At 68.0% G+C, this 24,078-nt stretch carries 18 protein-coding genes, 1 tRNA gene and 1 pseudogene; 8 read left to right on the top strand and 12 right to left on the bottom strand.

Features of this window, described 5'->3' with window-relative positions:
- From AC3ZI9_RS02670 to AC3ZI9_RS02680, 3 genes are read left to right on the top strand one after another with little or no spacing between them, the layout of a single operon-like run.
- On the top strand, window positions 1-765 hold the full coding sequence (locus tag AC3ZI9_RS02670; RefSeq protein ID WP_444561333.1) for an electron transfer flavoprotein subunit beta/FixA family protein: 765 nt from the start codon (window positions 1-3) through the stop codon (window positions 763-765).
- A gap of 11 nt (window positions 766-776) precedes the next feature.
- A complete protein-coding gene (locus AC3ZI9_RS02675) occupies window positions 777-1,784 on the top strand; it encodes an electron transfer flavoprotein subunit alpha/FixB family protein (RefSeq protein ID WP_444561334.1) in 1,008 nt (335 codons plus the stop codon).
- Window positions 1,785-1,839: 55 nt separating this feature from the next.
- Window positions 1,840-2,781, top strand: coding sequence for a cytochrome b/b6 domain-containing protein (locus tag AC3ZI9_RS02680; RefSeq protein WP_443382946.1), 942 nt, complete (start codon window positions 1,840-1,842; stop codon window positions 2,779-2,781).
- 26 nt (window positions 2,782-2,807) lie between these two features.
- On the opposite strand, the gene AC3ZI9_RS02685 is transcribed toward AC3ZI9_RS02680, so the two are convergent.
- The gene (locus AC3ZI9_RS02685; RefSeq protein WP_489923810.1) at window positions 2,808-3,560 is read right to left on the bottom strand and encodes a glutamine amidotransferase; all 753 of its coding nucleotides are present in this window, start codon (window positions 3,558-3,560) and stop codon (window positions 2,808-2,810) included.
- 114 nt (window positions 3,561-3,674) lie between these two features.
- Here AC3ZI9_RS02685 and AC3ZI9_RS02690 point away from each other — a divergent pair, with 114 nt between their 5' ends.
- From AC3ZI9_RS02690 to AC3ZI9_RS02700, 3 genes and pseudogenes are all read left to right on the top strand, one after another.
- Entirely contained in the window at window positions 3,675-4,454 is a 780-nt protein-coding gene (locus AC3ZI9_RS02690) for a 3-hydroxyacyl-CoA dehydrogenase (protein ID WP_489923811.1), read from the top strand.
- A gap of 8 nt (window positions 4,455-4,462) precedes the next feature.
- Window positions 4,463-5,663 (top strand): annotated as a pseudogene (locus tag AC3ZI9_RS02695) (acyl-CoA dehydrogenase family protein).
- A 44-nt stretch (window positions 5,664-5,707) separates the two neighbouring features.
- Window positions 5,708-6,013 (top strand): hypothetical protein, encoded by a 306-nt coding sequence (locus AC3ZI9_RS02700; protein ID WP_443382957.1) that lies wholly within the window; start codon window positions 5,708-5,710, stop codon window positions 6,011-6,013.
- On the opposite strand, the gene AC3ZI9_RS02705 is transcribed toward AC3ZI9_RS02700, so the two are convergent.
- From AC3ZI9_RS02705 to rlmH, 5 genes are all read right to left on the bottom strand, one after another.
- Window positions 6,010-7,575, bottom strand: a complete 1,566-nt coding sequence (locus tag AC3ZI9_RS02705) for a TspO-related membrane protein (RefSeq protein WP_489923812.1) — start codon at window positions 7,573-7,575, stop codon at window positions 6,010-6,012. The genes AC3ZI9_RS02700 and AC3ZI9_RS02705 overlap by 4 nt on opposite strands.
- A 194-nt stretch (window positions 7,576-7,769) precedes the next feature.
- Entirely contained in the window at window positions 7,770-8,807 is a 1,038-nt protein-coding gene (locus AC3ZI9_RS02710) for a pseudouridine synthase (protein WP_489924016.1), read from the bottom strand.
- Between the two features lie 41 nt (window positions 8,808-8,848).
- Window positions 8,849-9,793 (bottom strand): DNA-formamidopyrimidine glycosylase family protein, encoded by a 945-nt coding sequence (locus AC3ZI9_RS02715; RefSeq protein WP_444566634.1) that lies wholly within the window; start codon window positions 9,791-9,793, stop codon window positions 8,849-8,851.
- A gap of 84 nt (window positions 9,794-9,877) precedes the next feature.
- On the bottom strand, window positions 9,878-14,779 hold the full coding sequence (locus tag AC3ZI9_RS02720; protein WP_489923813.1) for a DNA glycosylase AlkZ-like family protein: 4,902 nt from the start codon (window positions 14,777-14,779) through the stop codon (window positions 9,878-9,880).
- Window positions 14,780-14,844: 65 nt separating this feature from the next.
- Window positions 14,845-15,303: a 23S rRNA (pseudouridine(1915)-N(3))-methyltransferase RlmH gene (gene rlmH / locus AC3ZI9_RS02725; RefSeq protein WP_444554190.1), complete on the bottom strand. Its 459-nt coding sequence runs from the start codon at window positions 15,301-15,303 to the stop codon at window positions 14,845-14,847.
- Window positions 15,304-15,321: 18 nt separating this feature from the next.
- On the opposite strand from rlmH, the gene AC3ZI9_RS02730 reads away from it, so the two are divergent.
- Window positions 15,322-16,092, top strand: coding sequence for a phosphatase PAP2 family protein (locus tag AC3ZI9_RS02730; protein ID WP_444554189.1), 771 nt, complete (start codon window positions 15,322-15,324; stop codon window positions 16,090-16,092).
- Between the two features lie 18 nt (window positions 16,093-16,110).
- On the opposite strand, the gene AC3ZI9_RS02735 is transcribed toward AC3ZI9_RS02730, so the two are convergent.
- From AC3ZI9_RS02735 to AC3ZI9_RS02750, 4 genes are read right to left on the bottom strand one after another with little or no spacing between them, the layout of a single operon-like run.
- Window positions 16,111-16,863, bottom strand: coding sequence for a succinate dehydrogenase/fumarate reductase iron-sulfur subunit (locus AC3ZI9_RS02735; protein WP_444554188.1), 753 nt, complete (start codon window positions 16,861-16,863; stop codon window positions 16,111-16,113).
- The gene (locus AC3ZI9_RS02740; RefSeq protein WP_444554187.1) at window positions 16,860-18,806 is read right to left on the bottom strand and encodes a fumarate reductase/succinate dehydrogenase flavoprotein subunit; all 1,947 of its coding nucleotides are present in this window, start codon (window positions 18,804-18,806) and stop codon (window positions 16,860-16,862) included. Before AC3ZI9_RS02740 ends, AC3ZI9_RS02735 begins: the two co-directional genes overlap by 4 nt.
- Complete coding sequence (locus AC3ZI9_RS02745) at window positions 18,803-19,525, bottom strand: succinate dehydrogenase cytochrome b subunit (protein WP_444561339.1); 723 nt, start codon at window positions 19,523-19,525, stop codon at window positions 18,803-18,805. Before AC3ZI9_RS02745 ends, AC3ZI9_RS02740 begins: the two co-directional genes overlap by 4 nt.
- Window positions 19,522-22,314 carry an aconitate hydratase gene (locus AC3ZI9_RS02750; RefSeq protein ID WP_489923814.1) on the bottom strand — a complete coding sequence of 931 codons (2,793 nt, stop codon included), beginning with the start codon at window positions 22,312-22,314 and terminating at the stop codon, window positions 19,522-19,524. Before AC3ZI9_RS02750 ends, AC3ZI9_RS02745 begins: the two co-directional genes overlap by 4 nt.
- Before the next feature lie 271 nt (window positions 22,315-22,585).
- Between AC3ZI9_RS02750 and AC3ZI9_RS02755 the strand changes: the two genes are divergently transcribed.
- The gene (locus AC3ZI9_RS02755; protein ID WP_444554184.1) at window positions 22,586-23,047 is read left to right on the top strand and encodes a cupin domain-containing protein; all 462 of its coding nucleotides are present in this window, start codon (window positions 22,586-22,588) and stop codon (window positions 23,045-23,047) included.
- Window positions 23,048-23,057: 10 nt separating this feature from the next.
- Here the strand turns inward: AC3ZI9_RS02755 and AC3ZI9_RS02760 are convergent, their stop codons facing one another.
- Entirely contained in the window at window positions 23,058-23,804 is a 747-nt protein-coding gene (locus AC3ZI9_RS02760; RefSeq protein WP_444554183.1) for a Crp/Fnr family transcriptional regulator, read from the bottom strand.
- Window positions 23,805-23,977: 173 nt separating this feature from the next.
- Window positions 23,978-24,065 (bottom strand) — tRNA-Ser (locus tag AC3ZI9_RS02765).
- Window positions 24,066-24,078: the final 13 nt, after the last annotated feature.

The following is a 24,078-nucleotide window of genomic DNA, read 5'->3' on the forward strand; positions in this document are numbered from 1 at the left end:
ATGGTCAATCTGCTGGTCTGCATCAAAAGGGTCCCGGAAATCGCCGGGGAGATCCTCTTGAGCCAGGATGGGCACAGCATCGACGCCCGCCATGTCGGCCATACGCTGAGCGAACACGACGAATGCGCGATCGAGCTCGCCGTCGGGCTGGCGGGGGACACCGGCGGTGAAGTACGGGTGCTCAGCCTCGGTACCGCGGAGGCGGCCGAACAACTGCGGTACGCGGTGGCGCTGGGGGCCGGTGCAGCCACCCTGATCACCGCGGACCCCGAATCCTACGGGCCGGCCGATGTGGCGGCCGCGATCGCCGCGGAGGTCCGCGCCTCGCCGGCCGCCTACGATTTGATCCTCGTCGGCAACGACGCCGCCGATACCGGTGACTTCCAGGTCGGCGTCCGGCTGGGATTCGCCCTGGGCCGGCCGGTCCTCACCGGGATCAACACCGCGGAGATCCACGGATCCTCGGTGCTGGCCCGGGGCGCCGGGCCGCAGGGCACCGACGTGTTCGAGGTCCCCCTGCCCGCGGTGATGGCCGTGCAGGAGGGGGGAGTGGAGCCGCGCTACCCCTCGATCCGCGGCCGCCTCAAGGCCAAGCGACTGAGCATCGACCGCAAGGACCCCCTGATCGAGCCGATCGGCTCCGGCCGGGTGAAGCTGACGCTGCCCCCGACGAAACCCAGTACGGTCCAGATCCTGGGTGAGGGGCCCGATGCGGTCCCGGCACTGGTCGAGATCCTGGCCAGCAGCGGGGTGTTGAACCGATGATTCTGGTCCTCGTGGAAACCGGCAGCGACGGAGCCACCCCCACCTCGCTGGAGACCCTGACCTTTGCGCGGGAACTGGCCGGCCGGCTCGGTGGCGAAACCGTCGAGGCACTGATCATTGGTCCCCTGGGGGCCGGGGAGGCCTCGGCCGGAGGCCCCGAAGCGCAGGAACGGGTGAAGGAGAAGTTGTCGGCCCAACTGGCCGAACAGGGAGTGGACTCCATCCACCATGCCGCCGGCGAACGGCTGGAACGCTATGGCGCCAGCGGCTGGGCGACCGCCCTCGGAGCGGTGCCGGCCGCCTACGTGCTGGCTGCGGGAACCCCGCGCGGCAGCGAGGTCCTGGCCCATGTGGCCGCCCGGGCAGGGGCGATGATGGCGGCCAACGTCGTGGGGATCGTCGATACCGAACCATTGGTCCTCTCGCGCCAGGTGATGGGTGGGGGCGTCTTCGAGCACATGCGGCTCGACGGTGCACCCCGGGTCCTCACCGTCGCCGGGCATGCCGTGGACCCGGTGGCGGCCGATGACGCCTCGGCTCCCGTCTGGCACGAATTCGAGCCCGAACTCTCCGACGCCGATCTGGTCACCGCCGTCGTCCGGGTCGAAACCGGCGCCCCCGATGCCACCTCGACGTTGACCGGGGCGCGGGTGGTGGTCGGGGCCGGCCGCGGCGTGGGCAGCGCGGATGGCTTCGATGACCTGCTTCAGCTGCGGGACCAGCTCGGCGCCGCCCTGGGGGCCTCCCGGGTGGTGACCAGCCTCGGCTGGCGCCCCCACCATGAACAGATCGGGCAGACCGGCAGCAGGATCTCCCCGGAGGTCTATCTCGCCTGCGGCATCAGCGGCGCCGTCCAGCACTGGGCTGGCTGCCAATCGGCGAAGATGATCGTGGCCATCAACACCGACCCCGATGCGCCCATGGTCACCCAGGCCGACTACGCCATCATCGGGGACCTGCACCAGGTGGTACCGGCCCTGACCGCCGCACTACGGCGGCGGGAGTCGTCCGGGGGATGATGGGCGGACCCGGTGACCCCATGGAGCCGGGGCGAAGGTGAGGCAGAGGAGCGCAATGAGAACACCGGCCCAGCGGCCTGTTTCGGGTTTCAGGCAGTCCAAATGGTTCAAACTGGTCTGGATCTGCCCCCTCGTGGTCGTGGCGCTCGCCGCCGCCGTCCTCGGGGCCAGATGGTATCTGGGCAGCTCCGCCGGACAGGGGTTCCTCGCCGAGTATCCGGGCCAGCCCCCGGCCACCACGGATACCGCCGACGGTTTCCCCTGGTGGCTGCAATGGCAGCACTTCTTCAACTTCTTCCTGATCATCCTGATCATCCGCGCCGGGTGGATGGTGCGTACCGAACGGACCCCGGAAGCCTATTGGACCCGCACGGTGGGGCCCCGCAACCGGCAGAATCCACCGGCCAAGATGAGCATCTACCTGTGGCTGCACTACAGCCTGGGCAGCTTATGGATCCTGAACGGGGTGGTCTTCTACGTCCTGGTCTTCTCCACCGGGCATTGGAAACGGATCATCCCGACGGGGTGGGATGTCTTCCCCCAGGCCATCTCGGCGGGGCTGCAGTATCTGTCGCTGGAGTGGCCGATGGAATCGGCCTGGCAGAACTACAACGGCATCCAGCTGCTCGCCTACTTCGTCACCATCTTCGTGGCCGCGCCGCTGGCGGTGGTGACCGGGGTGCGGATGTCCTCGCTGTGGTCCACCCAGTGGAAGATCAACCGCTATTATCCGGTCCTGCTGGCGCGGATCATCCACCTGCCGGTGATGTTCTACTTCGTCGTGTTCATCTTCGTGCACGTCGTCCTGGTCTTCACCACCGGCATGCGCCGGAACCTCAACTACATGTACAGCGGCCAGGGCCCCGATGTGGTCAATTGGGTGGGGTTCTGGATCTTCGTGGTCGCGGCGATCGTCGTGGTGGCCGGCTGGATCGCCGCCCGGCCGCTGTTCCTGCAGCCGGCCGCCCAGCTCACCGGCAAGGTCACCCGCCGCTAGTCGGGGCAGTACCCGGGACGGGCCTCCTAGCGCTGGTACCGCTGGACGAAGTTGCGCAGGATCAGGCCCGGCCAGGGGACGTCGGCCGCATGGGCGAGTTCGGTCAACGGGCCGGCCTCCGCGGGATCGAAATAGCCTGCGTCACGGTAGATCCCAATACGCGTGGCCAGCCCGTCTCCGTCGAGCTCCGGATGGAACTGGGTGGCATAGAGATTCGTGCCGATCCGGAACATCTGCACCGGGCAGGGCCCGGAGGTCGCCAACAGGACGGCGTGCCGAGGCAGCGTGGAGACCGCCTCCTTATGTCCGACGAAGGCGTCGAAGGCCGGGGGCATCCCGGCGGTGATCGGATCGCGGGCCCCGGCCCTGGTCAGCTCGATCCGGGAGAGGCCGACGGGTTCGGCATGGGTCCGGTCCACGGTGCCGCCCTGGTGGGTCCCCAGGGTCCCGATGCCGTAGCAGGCGCCAAGGAACGGGAAGTCATGGGCCAGGAGCTGGTCCAGCAATCCCGAGATCTCGGCTTCGACCCGCCGCTGGGTCGGGGATTTGCCGGCCGGGTCATCGGAGGAGTTGAAGGGTCCGCCGCCGAGCAGGATGCCCGAATACGCCCCCAGGTCCAGTGGGGCCGGCAGCGGGGAGGCGCCCAGGGCCACGACCTCCAACAGCGCGGCCGGAAGGTCCGCGGCGGTCAGGAACCCACGGACCTCGTCCGCGGCGGCCACGGGGTCCTCCCGGGTGGAAAGCAGCAGGAAGGGGCGGGGGCCGGATACGGGGCTCATGAGCGAATCCTACGACGTCCGCAGGGGTGGAGTGTCCGCGCGACAGACGCTACAGTTGGATTTGAGTTAACAACCATTAACCGGGCGGGTCGATCCGCCCTTTCGGGAGGAACCATGGACATCGTCGGGGCCTCGGCCCTCATCACCGGTGGCGCATCCGGCCTGGGGGCCGCCACCGCCAAGAAGCTCTACGACGCCGGGGCCCATGTGGTCCTGCTCGACCTGCCCGGATCGGCCGGCGAGGACGCCGCCATCGCGCTGGGCGAACGGGCCCGGTTCGTCGCCGCGGACGTGACCAACGAACAGGAGGTCCGGCGCGCCGTCGAAGTCGCCAGCGACATGGCGCCGCTGCGTGTGCTGGTCAACTGTGCCGGGGTAGCCACCCCGGGCAAGGTCCTCGGCCGGGACGGAGTCCTTCCGCTGGCCTCCTTCGAGAAGGTCGTGGCCGTGAACCTGATCGGCACCTTCAATGTCGTCCGGCTGGCCGCCGAAGCCATGGCCGGGACCGAACCGATCCTCGACGACGAGACCGGGACCGAGGAACGCGGTGTCATCGTGAACACGGCCTCCGTCGCGGCCTTCGACGGGCAGATCGGCCAGCCGGCCTATGCCGCCTCCAAGGGAGGGGTCGCGGCGATGACCCTCCCGCTGGCCCGCGAATTGGCCCGTCAGCACATCCGGGTCATGTCCATCGCCCCGGGGATCTTCGAAACGCCGATGCTCGCCGGTCTGCCGCAGGAGGCCCAGGACTCCCTCGGCGCCCAGGTGCCCCACCCCTCACGGTTGGGAAAGCCCGCCGAATACGCCGCGCTGGTGGAGCACATCCTGGCCAACCAGATGCTCAACGGTGAGACCATCCGACTCGACGGAGCCATCCGCATGGCCCCGAAATAAGGAGCGGGATGACCGTGAAGAACGAGGGCGGCCCTCCTGCCCGCACCACCCGGGAACTAGCCGGGGCCGATTTCCTGGACATCGAGTCGCAACTCGACGAGAGGGAGCGGGCCAAGCTGGCCGAAGTGCGCGCCTTCGTGGCCGAATACGTCACCGAACATGCCGGGGCGTGGTGGACCGCCGAGGAGTTCCCCCTTCGATCTGCTGCCGAGGCTTGGGGCGTTGGGGGTGAGCACGCCGACCCGGCACGGCTATTCGACGTTGTTCCACGGACTGCTCATCGCCGAGCTGGCCCGGGCCGATGCGTCGCTGGCGACGTTCTTCATGATCCATCACGACCTCTTCGTGGAGTCCCTGCATGACTTCGGCACCGAGGGCCAGCGTGAACGCTATCTGGCCGATGCGGCGGCCCTGCGCACCACCGGGGCCTTCGCGTTGACCGAACCGGAGCACGGTTCCGACGTCGCCAAGGGCATGGAAACCCGGGCCCGCCGGGAGGGCGATGCCTGGATCATCAACGGGGCCAAACGCTGGATCGGCAACGGGACGTTCTGTGAGCACCTGCTGCTGTGGGCCCTGGACGAGGACACCGGTGCGGTGCGCGGATTCGTCCTGGACACCTCCCTGCCCGGGGTGACCACCTCCAAGATCGAGAACAAGATCTCGCTGCGCACCGTGCAGAACGCCGATATCGTGCTGCGGGACGTCCGGGTGATGGAGGAGGACCGGTTCCCCGGAATCGATTCCTTCGCCGATATCAATCAGTTGCTGCGGTCCAGCCGCATCATGGTCGGCTGGCTCGCCGTCGGACAACAACTGGCGGCCTTCGACGTGCTGCGGGCCTATGTGTTGGAGCGTGAACAATTCGGCCGGCCGCTGGCCTCCTTCCAGCTCATCCAGCAGAAACTGGCCACCATGCTGGGAAATGCCACGGCGTCGATGGCGTTGATGACCCAGATCGCCCGGGCGCAGTCCCAGGGGACCGAGAAGATGGAGCAGGCGGCGCTGGCCAAGGCGTTCGCGACCGAGAGGATGCGCGAATCGGTGGCCCTGGGCCGGGCCGCGATGGGCGGTAACGGGATCGTCACCGATCACCGGATGGCCAGGATCTTCGCCGATGCCGAAGCGATCTACACCTATGAGGGCACCCATGACATCAACCTGTTGATCGTCGGCCGGGCCGCCACCGGGATCTCCGCGATCGCCTGAGGCCTGGTTCGAAGGAGGGCATCGCCGGGCACTACGCTGGGGTGGTGCCCTCGTTTCGTGCCCAGCTGAACATCCTGTCCCTGCGTCCGGGCCACCGCCCCGAAGCGGTGATGGACGCGGCGGTTGCTTCCCTGGCCGAATCCCACCATGTGGAAGCAAACCAGCTCGACATCGTCGCCGGAGTCCCTCGGATCACCGTGCGCTTCACGGTCGAGGAGGAGGAGTACGACGCCGATCTGCGCGCCGCCCGCTCGGCCGCCGCGCGGATGCGTGCCGCCGTCGAGGGCGTGGCCGCCACCCAACGACTTCTCGTGCTGCGCCGGGTCCGGGGCCGGTGGACCGCGCTTTAGAACTCGGTGCGCTGTCCGCGGGCGGCACGGCGCTCGGCATGGCCGATCTGGTATCGGCGGTTCTCCGTGGCCAGGAGCACGATGAACGCGCACAACCCGCAGACGATCGCCACCGGGGCCGAGGACTGCAGGGTCAGCAGCCGGTCCAGCATGACCCAGAACAGCCCCCAGGCGAAGCCCAATGCCACCACGATGCGGCCCCGCTCGGACATGGAGAAGCTGGCGGCGGCCCACGTGCACCCGACGATGGTCAGGACGGCCCACAACGAGGCCGGCAGGAGCAAGGTGAATCCGGCGCGGGTCAGCGCGATGGACAGCGTCGCCGGCAGCAGGACCAGCATCCAGCCCAGGAACAAGGCGGCCGGACCGTCCACGAACACCCGCTCCACATTCGACCGGGCAGTGCGCTGGTTCATCCGGCGGACCGCATAGACCAGGACGGTGGTCAGCGCCAGGGCCACGACCACCGACAGGAACACCAGCGAGGACCGGGCGCACAGCAGCCACAACGCCCCCAGCAGCCCGGCCCCGGCCGTGAGGTAGCCGATGTCGCGTTGGCGGTAGGAGGACCGCTGGCTCGGATGCCATTGGAAGATCGCATACAGGGCGATCCAGACGAACAGCACGCCCCAGATCATGAACGAATTGCTGTTGGGTGCCAGCAAGGCATTTTCGGGGCCGTAGGCCGAGTGGGCGGCCGAATGGGCCGTGGGGCCCCCGAACCAGCCCAGGCCCATGAACCCCAGGACCAGGGTGGCGGCGGCAACCACCGTCACGACGAGGCGACGGATCAGATCCGAGTGCTGCTCCGGCGGATCCGGGTCGCTGGAGGGCAGGTTGTAGGGCGGGACGTAGATGGGGCCCTCGTCGTCGACCCAGAAGGGGCTGGTGTTGCGCAGCTGTTCGGCGGTCCGGGGGACCTCCGCGGCGTCGACGATGGCCTCGCGGGCGTTTTCCACCAACGATTCGAGGTCGTTGGTGGAGGCCGCCGCCCGGGCCGCGGCCTCTTCGGCGGCCTGCTGGGCCGCTTCGGCCTCGGCGGCCAGTCGGGCTGCTTCCTCCGCCGCGCGTTTGCGCTCCGCGGAGGCTTCGGCTTCGGCGGCTTCGGCGGCTTCGCGTTCGGCCCGCTGGCGGGACTTCTCCTCGCGGGCCTTGGCCCGGGCGTCGGCCCGGCGGCGGGAGGCCGCGCGTTGGGCGGCGATGGTCCGTACGGTGCCGGTCTTCGTCCTGCGGGCCAGTTCCTGCCAGTCGGGGGAGTTGATTCCGTCGAGCCAGGTGTTCAACCGGGTCTTGGCGTTCTCGTCAGGCAGCCTCCCGCGCGTTCCTGCCGCGGCCATATGCCGTGAGGGTGCGTCGGATTCGTTCAGCACGCCCTCGGGGTCGCGCGTGGGTTTGGGCGGCAGCGAGGTGGAATGGTTCGTGGGGGAGGCGCCGTCGTGGTGCGGGGGCCGGGGGGAGGACGATTCGGGGCCCTCGGCACGGGGGGAGGCGGGGGGCTGATGGGCACGCAGACGCTCCAGCGCCTCGGAGGCCGCCGAAGTCTCCTGGCGTGTTTCTGTCATGACGTGGAATCCCCTTTACCCGCTGTTTTCATGGCAATGATTCCTCCCCATACCACCGCTCATAGCCTACCTAATACCGGGGGGCCGTTTGGGGACGTCGGCGCGGATTCGGGCCCAGCTGTGGCCGGATCGTGATCCCACTGGCCTCTTTAGCTCCGACGATTGGACGTAACAGCTCCGACATGGTCCTGCCGCTAGTGGACGGGACCGGGAAATTCGCCCAGGTTCCGTTGCGAGGTGTAGGTGACCGGAGCCCCGGAGAGCGGGTCGGTGAAGGAGATCGAATGCGCCAACAGCTGCAACGGCCGGGTGAAGTCATCAGGGGCCTTCTCCCACAGGTCCGGGTAGAACGCATCGTTGAGGATGCCCAGCCCCAGGGCCGCCATATGCACCCGCAATTGGTGCGTCTTGCCCGAATGCGGGCGCAGGCGGAAGAGTCCGACGGCGGTGCCCGCATGGGCTCCGGTGCCCAGGCCGGTGCGCAACAGGTCAATCCGGGTTTCCGCGTTCGGTTCCCCGGGCTGGGTCAGGGCTAGCAGATGGCCTTTTTCCTTGACCATCCGGTTGCGGTACTCCGCCGGGAAATCGGCGGCGGTCGCCCGGTGGTTTCCACTGATCTGCCTCACGGGTTGGCCATGCCGGCCCGGGGCGGAATCCAGGTCCGATTCCGCCGTGGCTGCGGCGGCATCCCACCCGGGGGGAAGGGCCGCGACGCAGCGGTATTCCTTCTGGATCCGGCGACGCTCGAAGAGGACCTGGTAGGCACCGCGGGTGGCCGGATTCGTGGAGAAGAGGATGATGCCCGCCGTGGCCCGGTCGAGCCGGTGCATCGGCACCAGATCCGGTAGGTCCAGCCGGTTGCGCAGACGGACCAGCGCCGATTCCTGGATGAACCGGCCGCCGGGGGTGCTGGGCAAAAAATGCGGTTTATCCACGACCAGCAGGTCCTCGTCCTGGAACAGGATCGTTTCGGTGACCGGCAGCACCGGCTCATCGGGGAGGTTGCGGTAGTACCAGAGGAAATCGTGGTGGCCCAACGGGGTGCTGGTGCTCAACGGTTCGGCGCCCAGGCCCACGACTTCGCCCTCCCGGAAGCGGCGGACGATGCCTTCGGGGTCGACATGGCCGAAGCGTTCGAGCATGTAGTCCATGACCGTCGCCCAGGGCCCTTCCCGGGGGATGCGCAACCGGGTGGCGTTGACGCCCTTGCGGACGGGGAGGGGGGATTGCATGGCCATGGAATAAGTTTCCCACGTCGGGGCGACGGCAGGATTCAGGCGAAGGGATCCACCTGGCAGCTGGGGCAGAAATAGAGGTCGCGTTCGTTCAGGTCGATGCCGCGTTCGCACGGTTCGGCCCCGGGGGCCCGCTGGTGCTCGTCGGTCTTGACCTGTCCGGTGCCGTCGGCGGGCCGGGGTCCTCCGGCCTCGGGGCCCCGGCGTCCCGCCGGGACCCGGTCCGCCCCGCGCCGTGCCCCGGCGGGCGGGCGTGGCTGGCCGAGCTTGCGGTGTTCGACGGTGTCCCCGCAGCGCAGGCACGGCTTGCCGGCCCGCCCATAGACCCAGTACTGGTCGCGCATCGGCGGCGTCGTGGTGACCCGGCGCGAGCGGTCCTTATTGGCATGCATGAGCTGATGGGCCAGATCGACCAGATACACCGGATCGGGCAGCTGCCCCGTGGGGGTGCGGGGGTGCAGGCCCAGCAGGAAGAGCAGTTCCGAACGGTAGATGTTCCCCAGACCGGCGATGACCCGCTGGTCCAGCAGGGTCAGGGCGATGGGCCGCTCGGGCATCATGGCCAGACGGCGGTGCACCTCCTCGGCATCCCAGGAGGCCCCCAGCGGATCGGGTCCGAGGTGGCCGACGGCGTCGGGCTCGTCGACGGTGCGGATCACCCGCAGGAAACCCAGGTCGAAACCGACCGCCTGGAAGTCCGGGTTGCGCAGCACGCACCGTGCCTTGAAGGCCGGGGCCCGCCAGCGCTCGCCGGTGGCGTAGACATCCCAATGCCCGTCCATGGACAGGTGGGTGTGGATCGATAGATCGGCCACCCGGATCAGCAGGTGCTTGCCCCGGGAGATCACGGAGGAGACCGTTTGCGAGGCCAGGTTCAAGGTGGCGTAGGACGGGAGCCGGAAATCGCTGGACTGCAGGGACCTGTTGCTCAGTGCCGCATCGAGCCGACGGGCTGCCCGGTAGATGCTGTCACCCTCTGGCACTGCTGGTCACGTCCTTCGTTGCTGGCCTCATCGCTAGCCCACTAAGTGGAATGGATCACACTATACCGGTCTCCGCAAAACGACTCACGGGCGGAAGCGCAATCCGTTGGGGGAGGAATGGAATCCCGCGGCCAATAAGGCCCTGGCCAGCGGCGTATCGGGGACGGGGGCCCCATTGGCCTTGTCCAGGGCGATCCGCTCCACCCGGGCCGTGCGCAGGGCCGCCACGAGCGCCCGGGCGGCGGCCTCGAGTTCGGCCGGCTCCTCGGTGAAGACCAGCGCCGTCCGGCCGCCGCGTTCCAGGTACAGGCCCAACCGGCCATCGAGCAGGACGACGACGGCGCCGGCCTTGCGTCCCGGGCGTTGCCCGGTGGGGGAGGACCCGTCCTCTGACGAGCCCACGGTCGGCCAGGGCAGGGCCGCCCCGTAGGGGTTGGCCGGGTCGGTCGCCGCGAGGGCTACCGCTAACGGAACCCTCCCGGGGCCGGCGGCGGGGGAGACCGCGGACTCCAGATCGGTATCCCGGGTATGCCCGCGCAGCCGGTCCACCGTCGCCGGGACGGAGAACTGGGCGGCCCCGAGGTGTTCGATGAAATAGCCTCTGCGGGTCCTGCCCGCTTCCTCCAGCCGGGCCAGGACCCGGTAGAGCCGGCCGAACCCGCCGGGGACGTTCTCCACCATGACCGAACCGCGGGTCAGCACGCCGTAGCGGTCGAGCAGGAATTCGGCACCGGCATGGGCCCGGAGGGTGGGATCGGCTTCCGGGGCCGGCAGCAGGGACCAGCGTCCGGCGGCCTGTGGTTGGGCCGGGGCGATGGGCGCGGTGGCCCCGGCAGCGCCGGGACGCAGCCCGGAGGCATGCATCCCCGGTCCCCGCGGTGAGCGCATCCGACCCAGCCGGGGCGCCCGGGCCCGGGGTGGGGCCCCGCGGGGTTTATGGGCGGTTCGTCCACCGCCGAGCAGTCCGCGCACCGGGGCGAAGGTGTCGTTGCCGATCCGACCGGCCCACACCAGCTCCCAGAGGGCGCTCAGCACCGATTCGTCCTGGCCGGTGACACCCAGGGCCTCGGTGATCTGGCGGAAGAAGTAGCCGCCGCCGCTGGCCAGGATCTCCAGGAGGCGCACCTGAACCCCGGAAGGCTCGAAATCGGCGTCGGGGTTCAGCGTCAGTGCCGCCTCCTGGGCGGGATGCAGGCTGATCCAGCCGTCGTTTCCCGCCAACGTCCCGGCACCGGACCACAACACCTCCCCGGTGGCCATCAGTTCGTCGAGCATCCCCGGCTGGTAATCCGCCACCCGGGCCGGGAGCACGAACGCCTCCCAGGCGCTCGCCGGAACCGGCACCCCGGCCAACTGGTCGATCACCGTGGCGACCCCGTCGAGCCCGCGCAGCTCCTGCCCCACGAACTGCCAGTCGGGAAGGAACCGCCCGAACGTGGCGTCGTCGACCGGTTCGACCTCGGCGCGCAGCGCGGCCAGCGAGCGTCGGCGGATCCGGCGCAGCACCTCGGCGTCGCACCACTCGCTCGCCGCCGGGGAGCCAGCCGCCGACTCACCGGTGGTGGAACGGAATTCTCCTTCGACCACCCTCGATTCGGTGCCCAGACGCTTGAGGACCGACAGGACGACGGCGCTGCCCAAGCCCAGCGCGGCGGCGGCCTCGGCCACGGTGAAGGGCCCATGGGTGCGCCCGTAGCGTCCCACGAGGTCACCCAACGGGTCCGCGACCGGCTCGATGAAGGCCAGCGGGATCCCCATCGGCAACGGGACGCCGAGCCCGTCACGCAACCGGGCGGCATCCTCGATCGCCGCCAGCACCGGCCGGCCCGCGAGATTGACCCGTAGGGCACGGTTGCTGCGCACCAGGGCCTCGGCATACCCGGAGGCCTCGTCCACGGTGGCTGCCGGGCGGGTTGGTCCGGCGTCGGATCCGGTGCCCGCGTCCGCAGCTGCCTCGCCGTCGTCCTGGGCAGGCTCGTCTGCGGATTCGTCGGCCGGGCGCAGCCGGGCCGCCAGCTCCTCGATCCCCAAGGGCCCGAGCAGACGCAGCAGATCGGCGGCCCCCTCCAGACCCTTGAGCCGGCGGTTGGGGGATAGCCGTTGGAGTTCGGCTTCGGTGGCCGCGATGACCTCGGGGTCCAGCAGTTCGCGCAATTCGGTGCGGCCCAGCAGGTCGCCCAAGAGTGACGGGTCGATCGACAGGGCGGCGGCCCGGCGTTCGGCCAGCGGGGAGTCGCCCTCGTAGAGGAATTGGGCGACATAGCCGAAGAGCAGGGTCTGGGCGAAGGGTGAGGGTTGGCGCGTGGTCGTTTCCACGATCCGCAGCCCCCGGCCCTGCAGTTCGGCGGCGATCGAGCGTAGCGAGGGCAGGTCGTAGACGTCCTGCAGGCATTCGCGGACCGTCTCGAGGATGATCGGGAAGGAGGGGTATTTCCTGGCCACGTCCAGCAGCTGGGCCGAGCGTTGGCGTTGTTGCCACAGCGGGCTGCGTTTGGCGGGGTTCTGCCGCGGCAGCAGCAGGGCCCGGGCCGCGCATTCACGGAATCGCGAGGCGAAGAGGGCGGAACCGCCCACCTCGGTGGTGACGATGGTGTCGAGCTCTTCGGAGTCGAAGAGGAAGAGTTCGGCCCCGGGGGGCTCATCGTCCATCATCGGCACCCGCAGCACGATCCCGTCGTCGGCGGCCATCGCCGAACCGTCCATCCCGTAGCGTTCGTGCAGCCGGGCGCCGACGGCCAACGCCCAGGGGGCGTGCACCGGCATGCCGAACGGTGAGTGCAGGACCACCCGCCAGTCGCCGAGCTCGTCCTGGAAGCGTTCGACCACCAGTGTGGTGTCGCTGGGGATGATGCTGGTGGCTTCCTGCTGGTCGGCCAGATAACCGGCCAGGTTCGCTGCCGCCCAACCATCCAGGCCGATCGCTGCCAGCCGGGCCCCGGCGTCGTCCTGGCTGGCGGCGCCGATCTCCCGGCGGAACCTGCCCAGCGCCCGGCCCAGTTCGGCGGGACGGCCCAGGGAGTCGCCCTTCCAGAAGGGCAGTTTGCCGGGCTGGCCGAAGGCGGGGGAGACCAGGACCTTATCGTGGGTGATGTCCTCGATCTTCCAGCTGGTCGCGCCCAGGGCGAACACATCGCCGACGCGGGATTCGTAGACCATCTCCTCGTCGAGTTCGCCCACCCGACGCCCGCCGCCACTCTGGTCCTCGGTGCCGATGAGGAAGACCCCGAACATGCCGCGGTCCGGGATGGTGCCCCCCGAGGTGACGGCCAAGCGTTGGGCGCCGGGCCGGCCGGACAGGGTGCCGGCCTCGCGGTCCCAGATAATGCGTGGACGCAGTTCGGCGAACTCATCGGAAGGGTACTTCCCCGCCAGCAGGTCAAGGGTCGCGTCGAAGGCCGACCGGGGCAGCGCGGCAAAGGGCGCCGAACGACGCACGACGTCGAACCATTCCTCGGCGTCGACCTCACCCAGCGCCGCGGCGGCAACGGTCTGCTGGGCCAGGATGTCCAACGGGTTCGCCGGGATGGACAGCGCCTCGATGGCCCCGGAGCGCATGCGTTCGACGGTGATGGCCGTATTGACCAGATCCGAGCGCTGCTTGGGGAAGAAGACGCCGGTGGAGACCTCCCCGACCTGGTGTCCGGCCCGGCCCACGCGTTGCAGTCCGGAGGCCACAGAATGCGGGGATTCGACCTGGATGACCAGATCCACCAGACCCATGTCGATGCCCAGTTCCAGCGAGGAGGTCGCCACGACGCAACGCAGCCGCCCGGACTTCAGGTCATCCTCGATGTCGGCGCGTTGGTCCTTGGAGACCGACCCGTGGTGGGCCCGGGCCAGCACGGCCTCGGCGCCTGAGCTGGCTCCTGCCTGTGCCATGACCTGGGCGGGCGGATGCTGCGGTGCGGGGGCGATGGTCGGTCCGGTGGCCGGTTCGCTGGCCGATGCGGCCCACGGATCTGAGCCGGTCAGTTCCTGCCGGGCCGCGTGGATCTCGTTCAGGTTCGCCGTCAGCCGTTCGGCCAGGCGCCGGGAGTTCGCGAAGACGATCGTGGAACGGTTGGCCTCGATGAGGTCCACGATCTTCTCCTCCACATGCGGCCAGATGCTTGCCTGCGGTTGGAAGCCGGCCAGCTCGTCGAGCTCGCTGGCTTCGGCGGCTGCGGGCAGGTTCGTCATGTCCTCCACGGGGACGGTGACCGTCAGGTCCCAGGTCTTCTGAGAGGGCGGAGCCACGATGTCCACCGGCCGGGACCCGCCCAGGAACCGGGCGACCTCGGCCCGGGGTTCGACGGTGGCCGAGAGCCCGATGCGCTGGGCCGGGGTTGTCAGCAGGGCATCGAGCCGTTCGAGCGAGACCGCCAGATGGGCCCCGCGTTTGGTGCCGGCGACGGCGTGAACCTCGTCGATGATGACCGTGTCGATGCCGGTCAGTGTCTCCCGGGCCTTGGAAGTCAGCATCAGGAACAGTGACTCGGGGGTGGTGATGAGGATATCCGGCGGACTCGTCAGCAGTTTGCGGCGGTCATTGGCCGGGGTGTCTCCCGAACGCACGCCAACACTGACCTCGGGGGCCGGCAGGCCGAGTCGTTGGGCCATCCGGGTGATCCCGATCAGCGGTGCGCGCAGGTTGCGTTCGACGTCGACGCCAAGCGCCTTCAGCGGAGAGATGTACAGGACCCGGGTCTTGCGTTTCGGGGCCTTCGCCTTCTTCCCGGGTGCAGCGACTGCATCGTCGGCATCGAGGGTGGGCAGTGCCGGTGGTTCGGTGCTGTTTCGGATGAACCCGTCCAGGGCCCAGAGGAAGGCGGAGAGGGTTTTGCCCGAACCGGTCGGGGCGACGACCAGGGCGTTGCTGCCCGCGGAAACGGCGTCCCAGGCGCCGAGCTGGGCGGCCGTCGGCGCGGCAAAGGCACCCGTGAACCACTCGCGGGTCGCGGGCGTGAACTTCTGGAGCACTGCGGCTGCTGCGGGCTTTTCTGCCATCGCTGAAAGCCTACGCCGAAGCACCGACGAGTTGGCGCGGGGGCGGTCGGGGCACCTCGGCACCATTATTGGTGGTGGTACGGCCGCCCGCCGGCGATTTCCTGGGCACGGTAGAGCTGTTCGGCCACCACGAGCCGGACCAGTTGGTGGGGGAAGACCAGCTTGGACAGGCTCCAGGTGAAGTCGGCCCGCTGGTGCACCGACCTGTCCACCCCGTAGGCGCCGCCGATGACCAGCACCACCGGGCGTGCGGTATCCAGCGGCTGTTGCAGGGCACGGGCCAGGGCCGGGGAATCGATGTTCTTCCCGCGTTCGTCCAGCAGGACCACATGGTCCCGTGGCTGGACCTTGGCCAGGATGCGGGCGGATTCCTCAGTGCGTGCGGCATCGCCTTCCCGGGACGAATGCGGCAGCAGGGCCCAGGACACGTCGAAGGGTTTCTTCATCCGCTTCGAATAGCGCTCGATGCCCTCGGCCACCCACGACTCGTGCTTCTTCCCGATGGCCAGTATGCGCAGCGTCATGGCATTAGTCTGACAGGCATGCCCACTTCCTGTTCACCCGAGCCTCCCCCACGGGGGCATCCGGTCGCCGACGCCGCGGCACGCAGGCTGCCCTCGCGACTCGGGGCCTATGGTGCCTTGTGGATCACGCTGGTCATCGGCGCCTCCTTCGTCACCCTAATGACCCTCTTTGCCGCCAATATCTACGAATCCCTGGCGGAGAAGGACAACCTGGCCGCAGTGGACCGGCCGTTACTGGCCTGGGTGATGACGTGGCGCAGCCCGCTGGCCGACACAGCGGTCACCTGGTTCACCAACACCGGCTCCGTCATCGGGATGTCGATCATTGCCCTGGCAGCGATCGCCGTGCTGACGCGGATCCGTCGGTCCTGGCGGCCGCTGCTGCTTATCGGTGCGGCGGGGGCCGGCTCCGTGGTGATGACCATTACAGGCAAGGATCTGATCGGGCGGACCCGGCCACCGATGGCCGACGCCGTCCCGCCCTATGAAACCTCGCCGTCGTTCCCCTCCGGGCATACGCTCAACGCGACGGCGATCATCATGGTCATCGCCTATTTGTGGTTCCTGCAGCTCGAACGCCGCTGGACCCGGGCGCTGATGGTCGCCGGCTGTGTGGCCTATGTGGTCCTCATCGGCGGCAGCCGCATCTACCTGGGCCACCATTGGTTCACGGATGTCGCCGTGGCCTGGGCACTCGGGCTGGGCTGGGCGGCGTTGGTGGTGTTGGCGCACCACGTCTTCCACACCGTCCGCCGCGTCAGGCGCGAGCAGGGATCAGCCCAGACGTAGGCCTTGCTGGGGGACAGATCATTGTCCCGACTGGTGCTTCAACCCGGACAGCACGTCATGGTTCAGCTGGGAGATCATGTCCAAGGGGATGCCCGCCGGGCAGACCGCGGTGCATTCACCGATCTGCGTGCAGCCGCCGAAGCCCTCGGCATCGTGCTGTTCGACCATCGCCAGGGCCCGCTCGTCCCGTTCGGGCTGGCCCTGGGGCAGCGAACCGAGGTGGGTGATCTTGGCGCCGAGGAACAACGACGCCGAACCGTTGGGGCAGGCCGCCACGCAGGCCCCGCAGCCGATGCATGCCGCGGCGTCGAAGGCCCGGTCGGCGTCCTTCTTCGGCACGGTGACGGCGTTGGCGTCCGCCGCGGCGCCGGTGGGGGCGCTGACGTAACCGCCGGCTTCGATGATCCGGTCCAGGGCGCTGCGGTCCACCACCAGATCCCGGATCACCGGGAACGCCGTCGAACGCCAGGGTTCGACGTCGATGACCTGGCCGTCCTCGAAGTGGCGCATGTAGAGCTGGCAGGTGGTGGTCAACGCCTCGGGGCCGTGGGCCAGCCCGTTGATCACCAGGGAGCACATCCCGCAGATCCCCTCGCGGCAGTCGTGGTCGAAGGCCACCGGTTCCCCGCCGTTGAGCGTGAGGTCCTCGTTGAGCAGATCGAGGACCTCCAAAAACGACATGTCGGGGGAGATCTCGTCGACCTCGTAGGCCTCCATGGCCCCGGGCTGGTCCTGATGGTGTTGGCGCCAGATCCGCAATGTGATCTTCATTTGTAGCTCCTTTGCTGGACCTTGATGTTCTCGAATTCGAGGTGTTCACGGTGCAGTACCGGCTCGTCTCCATCGCCGCCGAATTCCCAGGCGGCCACGTAGCTGAAGTCCTCGTCCTGCCGCAGGGCCTCGCCGCCCTCGGTCTGGCTTTCGGAACGGAAATGCGCCCCGCAGGACTCCTCGCGGTGCAGTGCGTCGATGCACATCAGCTCCGCGAGCCCGAAGAAGTCGGCGACCCGGCCCGCCCGCTCCAGGGACTGGTTCAATTCCTCGTTGACCCCGGTGACCTTCACATCCGTCCAGAACTCGTCACGCAGCCGGCGGATCTCTTCGATGGCGTGGCTGAGTCCTTCGGCATTGCGTTCCATGCCGCAGTACTCCCAGACGATGGACCCGAGCTCCTTGTGGAAGGAATCCACCGAACGGCTCCCGTTGATGGACAGCAGCCGTTCGGTGCGTTCACGGACGCCCTCGGCGGCCTCGACGACGGCTGGATGGTTGGCGTCGACGTCGGCGGGCAACGGGTTGCGGGCCAGATAGTCGTTGATGGTCCCGGGCAGCACGAAGTAGCCGTCGGCCAACCCCTGCATCAGGGCGCTGGCGCCGAGCCGGTTGGCGCCGTGGTCGGAGAAGTTCGCCTCGCCGATGACGAAGAGACCGGGGATGGAGCTTTGCAGGTCGTAATCCACCCACAGCCCGCCCATCGTGTAGTGGATGGCCGGATAGATGCGCATGGGCGCCTGATAGGGGTCCTCGTCGGTGATCTTGGCGTACATGTCGAAGAGGTTGCCGTATTTCTCCTCGATGACGTGCCGGCCCAACCGCTTGATGGCGTGGGTGAGATCCAGATAGACCCCCAGGCCTCCCGGGCCCACGCCGCGGCCCTCGTCGCATTGCTTCTTCGCCGCCCGCGAGGCCACGTCCCGGGGGACCAGGTTGCCGAAGGCCGGGTAGACCCGTTCCAGGTAGTAGTCGCGTTCGTCCTCGGGGATGTCCGCCGGGGCCCGGTCGTCGCCGGCCTTGACCGGCACCCAGATCCGTCCGTCGTTGCGCAACGATTCGCTCATCAGGGTCAGCTTCGACTGGTGGTCCCCGCTGACCGGGATGCAGGTGGGGTGGATCTGCGTATAGCAGGGGTTGGCGAAATAGGCGCCCTTGCGGTGGGCCCGCCAGCTGGCGGTGACATTGCAGCCCATCGCATTGGTGGAGAGGTAGTAGACGTTGCCGTAGCCGCCGCTGGCCAGTACGACCGCGTCGGCCAGATGCGTCTCGAATTCGCCGGTGACCATGTCCCGGACCACCACCCCGCGGGCCTTGCCGTCGATGACGATCAGGTCCAGCATCTCGTGCCGGGTGTTCAACTCCACGGTCCCGGCCCCCACCTGGCGCTCCAGCGCCTGGTAGGCGCCCAGCAGCAGCTGCTGACCGGTCTGCCCGCGGGCGTAGAACGTCCGGGAGACCTGGACGCCACCGAAGGAACGGGTATCCAGCAGGCCGCCGTATTCGCGGGCGAAGGGGACCCCCTGGGCCACTGCCTGGTCGATGATCGCCGCACTGACCTGGGCCAGGCGGTAGACGTTGGATTCGCGTGAACGGTAGTCCCCGCCCTTGACCGTGTCGTAGAACAGCCGGTGGATGCTGTCCCCGTCGTTGCGGTAGTCCTTCGCCGCGTTGATCCCGCCCTGGGCGGCGATGCTGTGGGCCCGGCGGGCGCTGTCCTGATAGCAGAAGACCTTCACGTTGTAGCCGGCCTCACCCAGGGTCGCCGCCGCGGACCCACCGGCGAGCCCGGTGCCGATGACGATGATGGAGACCTTGCGCCGGTTGGCCGGACTGATCAGCTTGGCCTCGAAACGGCGTTTGTCCCAGCGGTCCTTCAGCGGCCCGCCGGGGTCCTGGGTGTCCTGCAGCGGGTCGCCTTCGGTGAAGTAATCGTTCATCATGCTCCTACCCATCCGATCAAGATGCTCAGTGGTGGTACGAGGAAGCCGACGATGATCACGAAGGTGACCACGTAGGCCAGCCCATTGAGCCGGCGTCGTACCGCGATGCTGGTGTTTGCGCCCAGGGAGGCGAAGGCGCTCCAGATGCCGTGGCGCAGGTGGAAGCCCAGGGCGATGAGCGCGATGACATAGGAGAGCACCACCCACCAGATGGAGAAGCCGTTGACCATCCGCTCATAGGCGCTGTCCGAGGCTCCGCCGGGGTGGATGACGTTCCCGGTCAGATGCAGCAGGTGGTAGACGACGAACAGGGCGATCGTCACCCCGCCCCAGCGCATCGTGAAGGAGGCATAGCTGCGTTGCACGCCGCGGCGGTTCTGCGTGGTCTGGTACCGCCAGCCGCCCCCGCCGGCGGTGGCCGCCCGGGACCGGTGCCAGAGCACGAAGGCCGCCCAGATGTGGGCGCCGACGCTGATCAGCAGGATCACGCGCAGGATCCACAGGGCCCCGGCATAGGGAAGCAGGGGCTCGAGGATCGTGCGCAGGTACGCCGAGTAGCCGTCGAAGGCCTCCTGGCCCGCGAAGACCTTCAGGTTCCCGTACATATGCGCGATCAGGAACAGCACCATGATTAGCCCGCCCACGGCCATGACCGCATGCAGGACGGCCGAGGAGCGCAGCACCGGGACCCGCCCGCGCTTGGTGTCGGTGGCACTCATGACGAAAGCAACTGACGCAGGACGTAGGGCAGGATGCCCCCGTGGACGAAATACCCTTCCTCGGCGGGGGTGTCGATCCTGACCTTCGCAGTGATCTCCCGGGTCTTCTCGCCGTCGTCGACGCGCACGGTGACTTCCTTCGGCAGCGGGGACGCACCTTCGATGCCGACGACGGAATAGGTCTCCTCCCCGGTCAACCCATGGGTATCGGCCCTTTCGCCGTCCAGGAACTGCAACGGCAGCACGCCCATGCCGATCAGGTTCGACCGGTGGATCCGCTCGTAGGAGACGGCCAGCACCGCCTTGACGCCCAGCAGCGTGGTGCCCTTGGCCGCCCAGTCGCGGGAAGACCCCGACCCGTAGTCCGAACCCGCCAGCACGACCAGCGGGACCTGGTCGCCGATGTAGCGGGTGGAGGCGTCGAAGATGCTCATGCGCTCGCCGTCGGGCAGATGCCTGGTGACGCCGCCTTCGACCCCGGGGACGAGCCGGTTGCGCAGCCTCACGTTGGCGAAGGTGCCGCGGATCATCACGTGGTGGTTCCCGCGCCGTGATCCGTAGGAGTTGAAGTCCTTCGGCTCGATTCCCAGGTCCTGCAGGTATTTGCCGGCGGGGGAATCGGCCTTGATGGCGCCAGCCGGGGAGATGTGGTCGGTGGTCACCGAATCCCCGAGGTAGGCCAGTACACGGGCGTCGTGGATGTCCGTGAGCGGCGGTGGGTCCAGCGTCATGCCGTCGAAGTAGGGTGGACGCTGGATGTAGCTGGAATCGGGCTGCCAGGCGAACTGGTCGCCTTCGGGGATCGTCATGCCGCGCCAGTTCTCGTCACCGTGGTAGACGTCGAGATAGCCTTCGGTGAACATCTTCGCTTCGAGGTTCGCGTCGACGACGTCCTTGATCTCGTCGGTGCTGGGCCAGATATCGCGCAGGTAGACCGGCTTGCCCTCGGGGTCGTGGCCGAGTGGATCCTTGAGCATGTCGGTGCGCATGGTCCCGGCCAGGGCGTAGGCGATGACCAACGGTGGTGAGGCCAGGAAGTTCATCTGGACCTCGGAATGGATCCGGCCCTCGAAGTTGCGGTTGCCCGACAGGACCGAGGCGACCGTGAGGTTCTTCTCCGAGGCCGCGGCGCTGACTTCGGGGATCAACGGCCCCGAGTTGCCGATGCAGGTGGTGCAGCCGTAGCCGACCAGGTTGAAACCCAGCTTCTCCAGATACGGTGTCAGCCCCGAACGGTCGTAGTAGTCGGTGACCACGCGTGAACCGGGGGCCAGGGTGGTCTTCACCCACGGCTGGCTGGACAGGCCGCGTTCCACGGCCTTCTTGGCCAGCAGGGCCGCCCCGATCATCACCGAGGGGTTGGAGGTGTTGGTGCAGGAGGTGATGGCGGCGATGACCACGGCACCGTTGTCGATGCTGGTCTTCCGGCCGCCCAGCAGCAGTTCGGAGGGGTCCGAGGGCCAGGCGTCCTGGACATTGCCGTCGTCGTCGTAGGTCCGCGGCGGGTCGTCGCGCTGGATGCGGGTGCTGATGGCGACCGGATCGCTGGCGGGGAAGGAGTCCTCGACGGCGGAGTCGAGCCCTCCGGCGATGGCGTCGGCGTGGGTCTGCCCGGCCAGCAGCCGGCGGATGACCTGCGGCGACTTCGCCAGCGGGATGCGGTCCTGGGGACGCTTCGGGCCAGCGATCGAGGGGGAGACCGTCGAAAGGTCCAGCTCGACGATCTGGCTGTATTCCGGGACGTGGTCGGGATCGTGCCACAGTCCTTGTTCCTTGGCATAGGCCTCGACCAGCCGGATCTGGTGCTCTTCGCGTCCGGTGAGGCGCAGGTAGTTCAGTGTTTCGTCGTCGATCGGGAAGATGGAGGCGGTCGAACCGTATTCGGGGCTCATGTTGCCCAACGTCGCCCGTGTGGCCAACGGGACGTTGCCGACACCGGGGCCGAAGAAATCGACGAACTTCCCCACCACCCTGACCTTGCGCAGCAGCTCGGCCACGGTGAGGACCAGGTCGGTGGCGGTGGTGCCCTCGGGCAGCTCCCCGGATAGCTTGAGTCCGACGACCTGCGGGATCAACATGCTCATCGGCTGGCCCAGCATGGATGCTTCGGCTTCGATCCCGCCGACACCCCAGCCCAGCACGCCGAGGCCGTTGACCATGGGGGTATGCGAATCCGTGCCGACCAGGGTGTCCGGATAGGCCTGGGGGCCGCGGGGTCCTTCCCGGGTGAAGACGACCCGGGCCAGGTATTCGAGGTTGACCTGGTGGCAGATGCCGGTGTCCGGGGGAACCACCAGGAAGTCGTCAAAGGACTGCTGGCCCCACCGCAATAGCTGGTAGCGCTCCTGGTTGCGGCCGAATTCCAGTTCGGCGTTCACCCCGAAGGCGTCGGGGCGGGCGAACACATCGGCAATCACCGAGTGGTCGATCACCAGTTCCGCGGGGATCAGTGGGTTGATCTTCCTCGGATCGCCACCGAGATCGGTCATGGCGTCGCGCATGGCGACCAGGTCCACCACGCAGGGGACCCCGGTGAAGTCCTGCATCAGGACCCGGGCCGGGGTGTATTGGATCTCCGAGTTGGTTTCGGAGTTGGCATCCCAGTTGGCCATCGCGTTGATTTGTTCGTCCGTGACCAGATGCCCGTCTTCGTTACGCAGCAGGTTCTCCAGCAGGACCTTGAGGCTGTAGGGCAGACGGTCGGAGCCCTTGATGCGATCCAGCCGGTAGATCTCGTATCTCGTGTCATCGACCTGCAGTTCAGAGCGGGTGTCGAAACTGTTCTGCATTTTGGGGGCACCTGGCTTTTCGTGTCGAAGCGAACTCCACCGGGCCGGTGGTCCCCAACGTACGCCGAGATGACGCAAGAGACCATGACATTAGTCGTCCAATCTAGGGGAGCCCCGGACGCCCATCCAATAAAAACGTGATCGGGGGCACATCAGCTGTGTTTGGCCGTAGGATGGAACCACAGTGCGCCGCAGGTGGAAAGGGCAGCCCGCGGCTTCGAGCCGCAGGAACGCGGATGCAGTGCCCTGTGGTGTTGCCGGGAGGCTGACGATGAAGAAGTTTTCCCTGACGGCGCTGGGACGCCGCCACCTGGAAACGGCCAGCTGCGCCGGTAGCGGGCGCAGCGCCAGCACGGTATACGGCGGACACGAGCACGTCCTGCGCCAAACCGTCATTGCACTGAAGGCCGGACAGGAACTGAACGAACACGTGAACCCGGGCGAGGCCACCGTCCTGGTCATGAGCGGGAAGGTGTCGCTGTCCTCGCGCGGTGAGAGCTGGGAAGGCAGCGCAGTGGACCTGTTGGTCGTGCCCCAGGGTTTCTACGCCGTGGAGGCCCTGGAGGATTCGGTGTTGGTCCTCACCGTGGCGAAAACCGACCGGGGGCCCATGGCCACCGATCAGTCCTGGCAGGACAAGGCGCGTGGCAAGGCGGGCAGGGGCCCGGCTTCGACGCCACGCACCGATCGGCATGCCGACCCCGTCGGGGCCGAGGCGCTGGCCCACGAATAGAACTGGTGCTTCAGTGTCCGGCGGCGGCAGCCAATCGCCGCCGGTCGAGGATCATGGTCCAGCAACGACCGGAATCCACGATGCGATCGGCCCGCAGCCGGCTCATGACCCTGCTGGCCGTTTCCGGGGTCACCCCGGTCAGCGCAGCAAGGTCGGCACGGGTCAGCGGGATGGGCAGATCGATGCATCCCTTCCGCGGCTCACCGAAGGTATCGGCAAGTTCCAGGAGCCGGGCCGCGATCCGCACCCCGGCTTCTTCACTGGAGAGCCGGCGGATGCGTTGTTGTGCTCTTTCGTGTCGGTGGGCCAGTTCGTCCAACACCCCGAGGGCCAGATCCGCACGGGTCTCCAGCATGGCCCTGAATGCAGCGGCCGGTATGGCCAGCAGCTGGCTGTGGGTCAGTGCCGTCGCGGTGTCGGGGTATCCGGTTCCCCTGGACCCGCTGACGGCTCCGAAGACCGCCGGTGGGCCGAAGATATCGAATACGACGTCCTGACCTCGGCGTGAGGGCCGACTGATCTTGACGGCTCCGGTGGCCAGGATGAACAAGTAGTCCGCATCGTCTCCATGGCCGTGGACCAGATCCCCGGGCCACCGCTGCAGCATTTGTGTATGGATTTCAAGGGCCAGCAGGTCCGCATCGGAGAAGCTGCCCACCAGGGGAGTACGGCGCAGTAGCCGCAAACTCGTTCGTTGTCGGTCGTCGGTGACCGCCGTCGCGGTCGGGAACGACGGCGGCGCCTGTTCCTTGAACATATGACTCAACCTTCCCCCACCGAAGCGCACGGCGGACTGGTTGGCCCCGCCAGCGGTCGACTCCCACGGATCGGACGTTTTCAGCCTAGATGGACTTCGGGAATCAGACCATGGGGTGGGCCTGAAAAAGGCGTTTGCATCGTTGTTTTCCAACGATGCAAACGCCTTCCCACTGGCGGTGACGGTGGGATTTGAACCCACGTTGGCTCTCACCAAACAACATTTCGAGTGTTGCACCATCGGCCGCTCGGACACGTCACCAGACTGGACTACT

The sequence above is a fragment of the Arthrobacter sp. AOP36-F1-5 genome, assembly GCF_058137995.1.

Excerpts from the sequence above, each read along its gene's own strand:
- AC3ZI9_RS02670 (WP_444561333.1), top strand. The coding sequence starts at position 1 with ATGGTCAATCTGCTGGTCTGCATCAAAAGGGTCCCGGAAATCGCCGGG.
- AC3ZI9_RS02680 (WP_443382946.1), top strand. The coding sequence starts at position 1,840 with ATGAGAACACCGGCCCAGCGGCCTGTTTCGGGTTTCAGGCAGTCCAAA.
- AC3ZI9_RS02685 (WP_489923810.1), bottom strand. The coding sequence starts at position 3,560 with ATGAGCCCCGTATCCGGCCCCCGCCCCTTCCTGCTGCTTTCCACCCGG.
- AC3ZI9_RS02690 (WP_489923811.1), top strand. The coding sequence starts at position 3,675 with ATGGACATCGTCGGGGCCTCGGCCCTCATCACCGGTGGCGCATCCGGC.
- AC3ZI9_RS02705 (WP_489923812.1), bottom strand. The coding sequence starts at position 7,575 with ATGACAGAAACACGCCAGGAGACTTCGGCGGCCTCCGAGGCGCTGGAG.
- AC3ZI9_RS02710 (WP_489924016.1), bottom strand. The coding sequence starts at position 8,807 with ATGCAATCCCCCCTCCCCGTCCGCAAGGGCGTCAACGCCACCCGGTTG.
- AC3ZI9_RS02720 (WP_489923813.1), bottom strand. The coding sequence starts at position 14,779 with ATGGCAGAAAAGCCCGCAGCAGCCGCAGTGCTCCAGAAGTTCACGCCC.
- rlmH (WP_444554190.1), bottom strand. The coding sequence starts at position 15,303 with ATGACGCTGCGCATACTGGCCATCGGGAAGAAGCACGAGTCGTGGGTG.
- AC3ZI9_RS02730 (WP_444554189.1), top strand. The coding sequence starts at position 15,322 with ATGCCCACTTCCTGTTCACCCGAGCCTCCCCCACGGGGGCATCCGGTC.
- AC3ZI9_RS02735 (WP_444554188.1), bottom strand. The coding sequence starts at position 16,863 with ATGAAGATCACATTGCGGATCTGGCGCCAACACCATCAGGACCAGCCC.
- AC3ZI9_RS02740 (WP_444554187.1), bottom strand. The coding sequence starts at position 18,806 with ATGATGAACGATTACTTCACCGAAGGCGACCCGCTGCAGGACACCCAG.
- AC3ZI9_RS02745 (WP_444561339.1), bottom strand. The coding sequence starts at position 19,525 with ATGAGTGCCACCGACACCAAGCGCGGGCGGGTCCCGGTGCTGCGCTCC.
- AC3ZI9_RS02750 (WP_489923814.1), bottom strand. The coding sequence starts at position 22,314 with ATGCAGAACAGTTTCGACACCCGCTCTGAACTGCAGGTCGATGACACG.
- AC3ZI9_RS02755 (WP_444554184.1), top strand. The coding sequence starts at position 22,586 with ATGAAGAAGTTTTCCCTGACGGCGCTGGGACGCCGCCACCTGGAAACG.
- AC3ZI9_RS02760 (WP_444554183.1), bottom strand. The coding sequence starts at position 23,804 with ATGTTCAAGGAACAGGCGCCGCCGTCGTTCCCGACCGCGACGGCGGTC.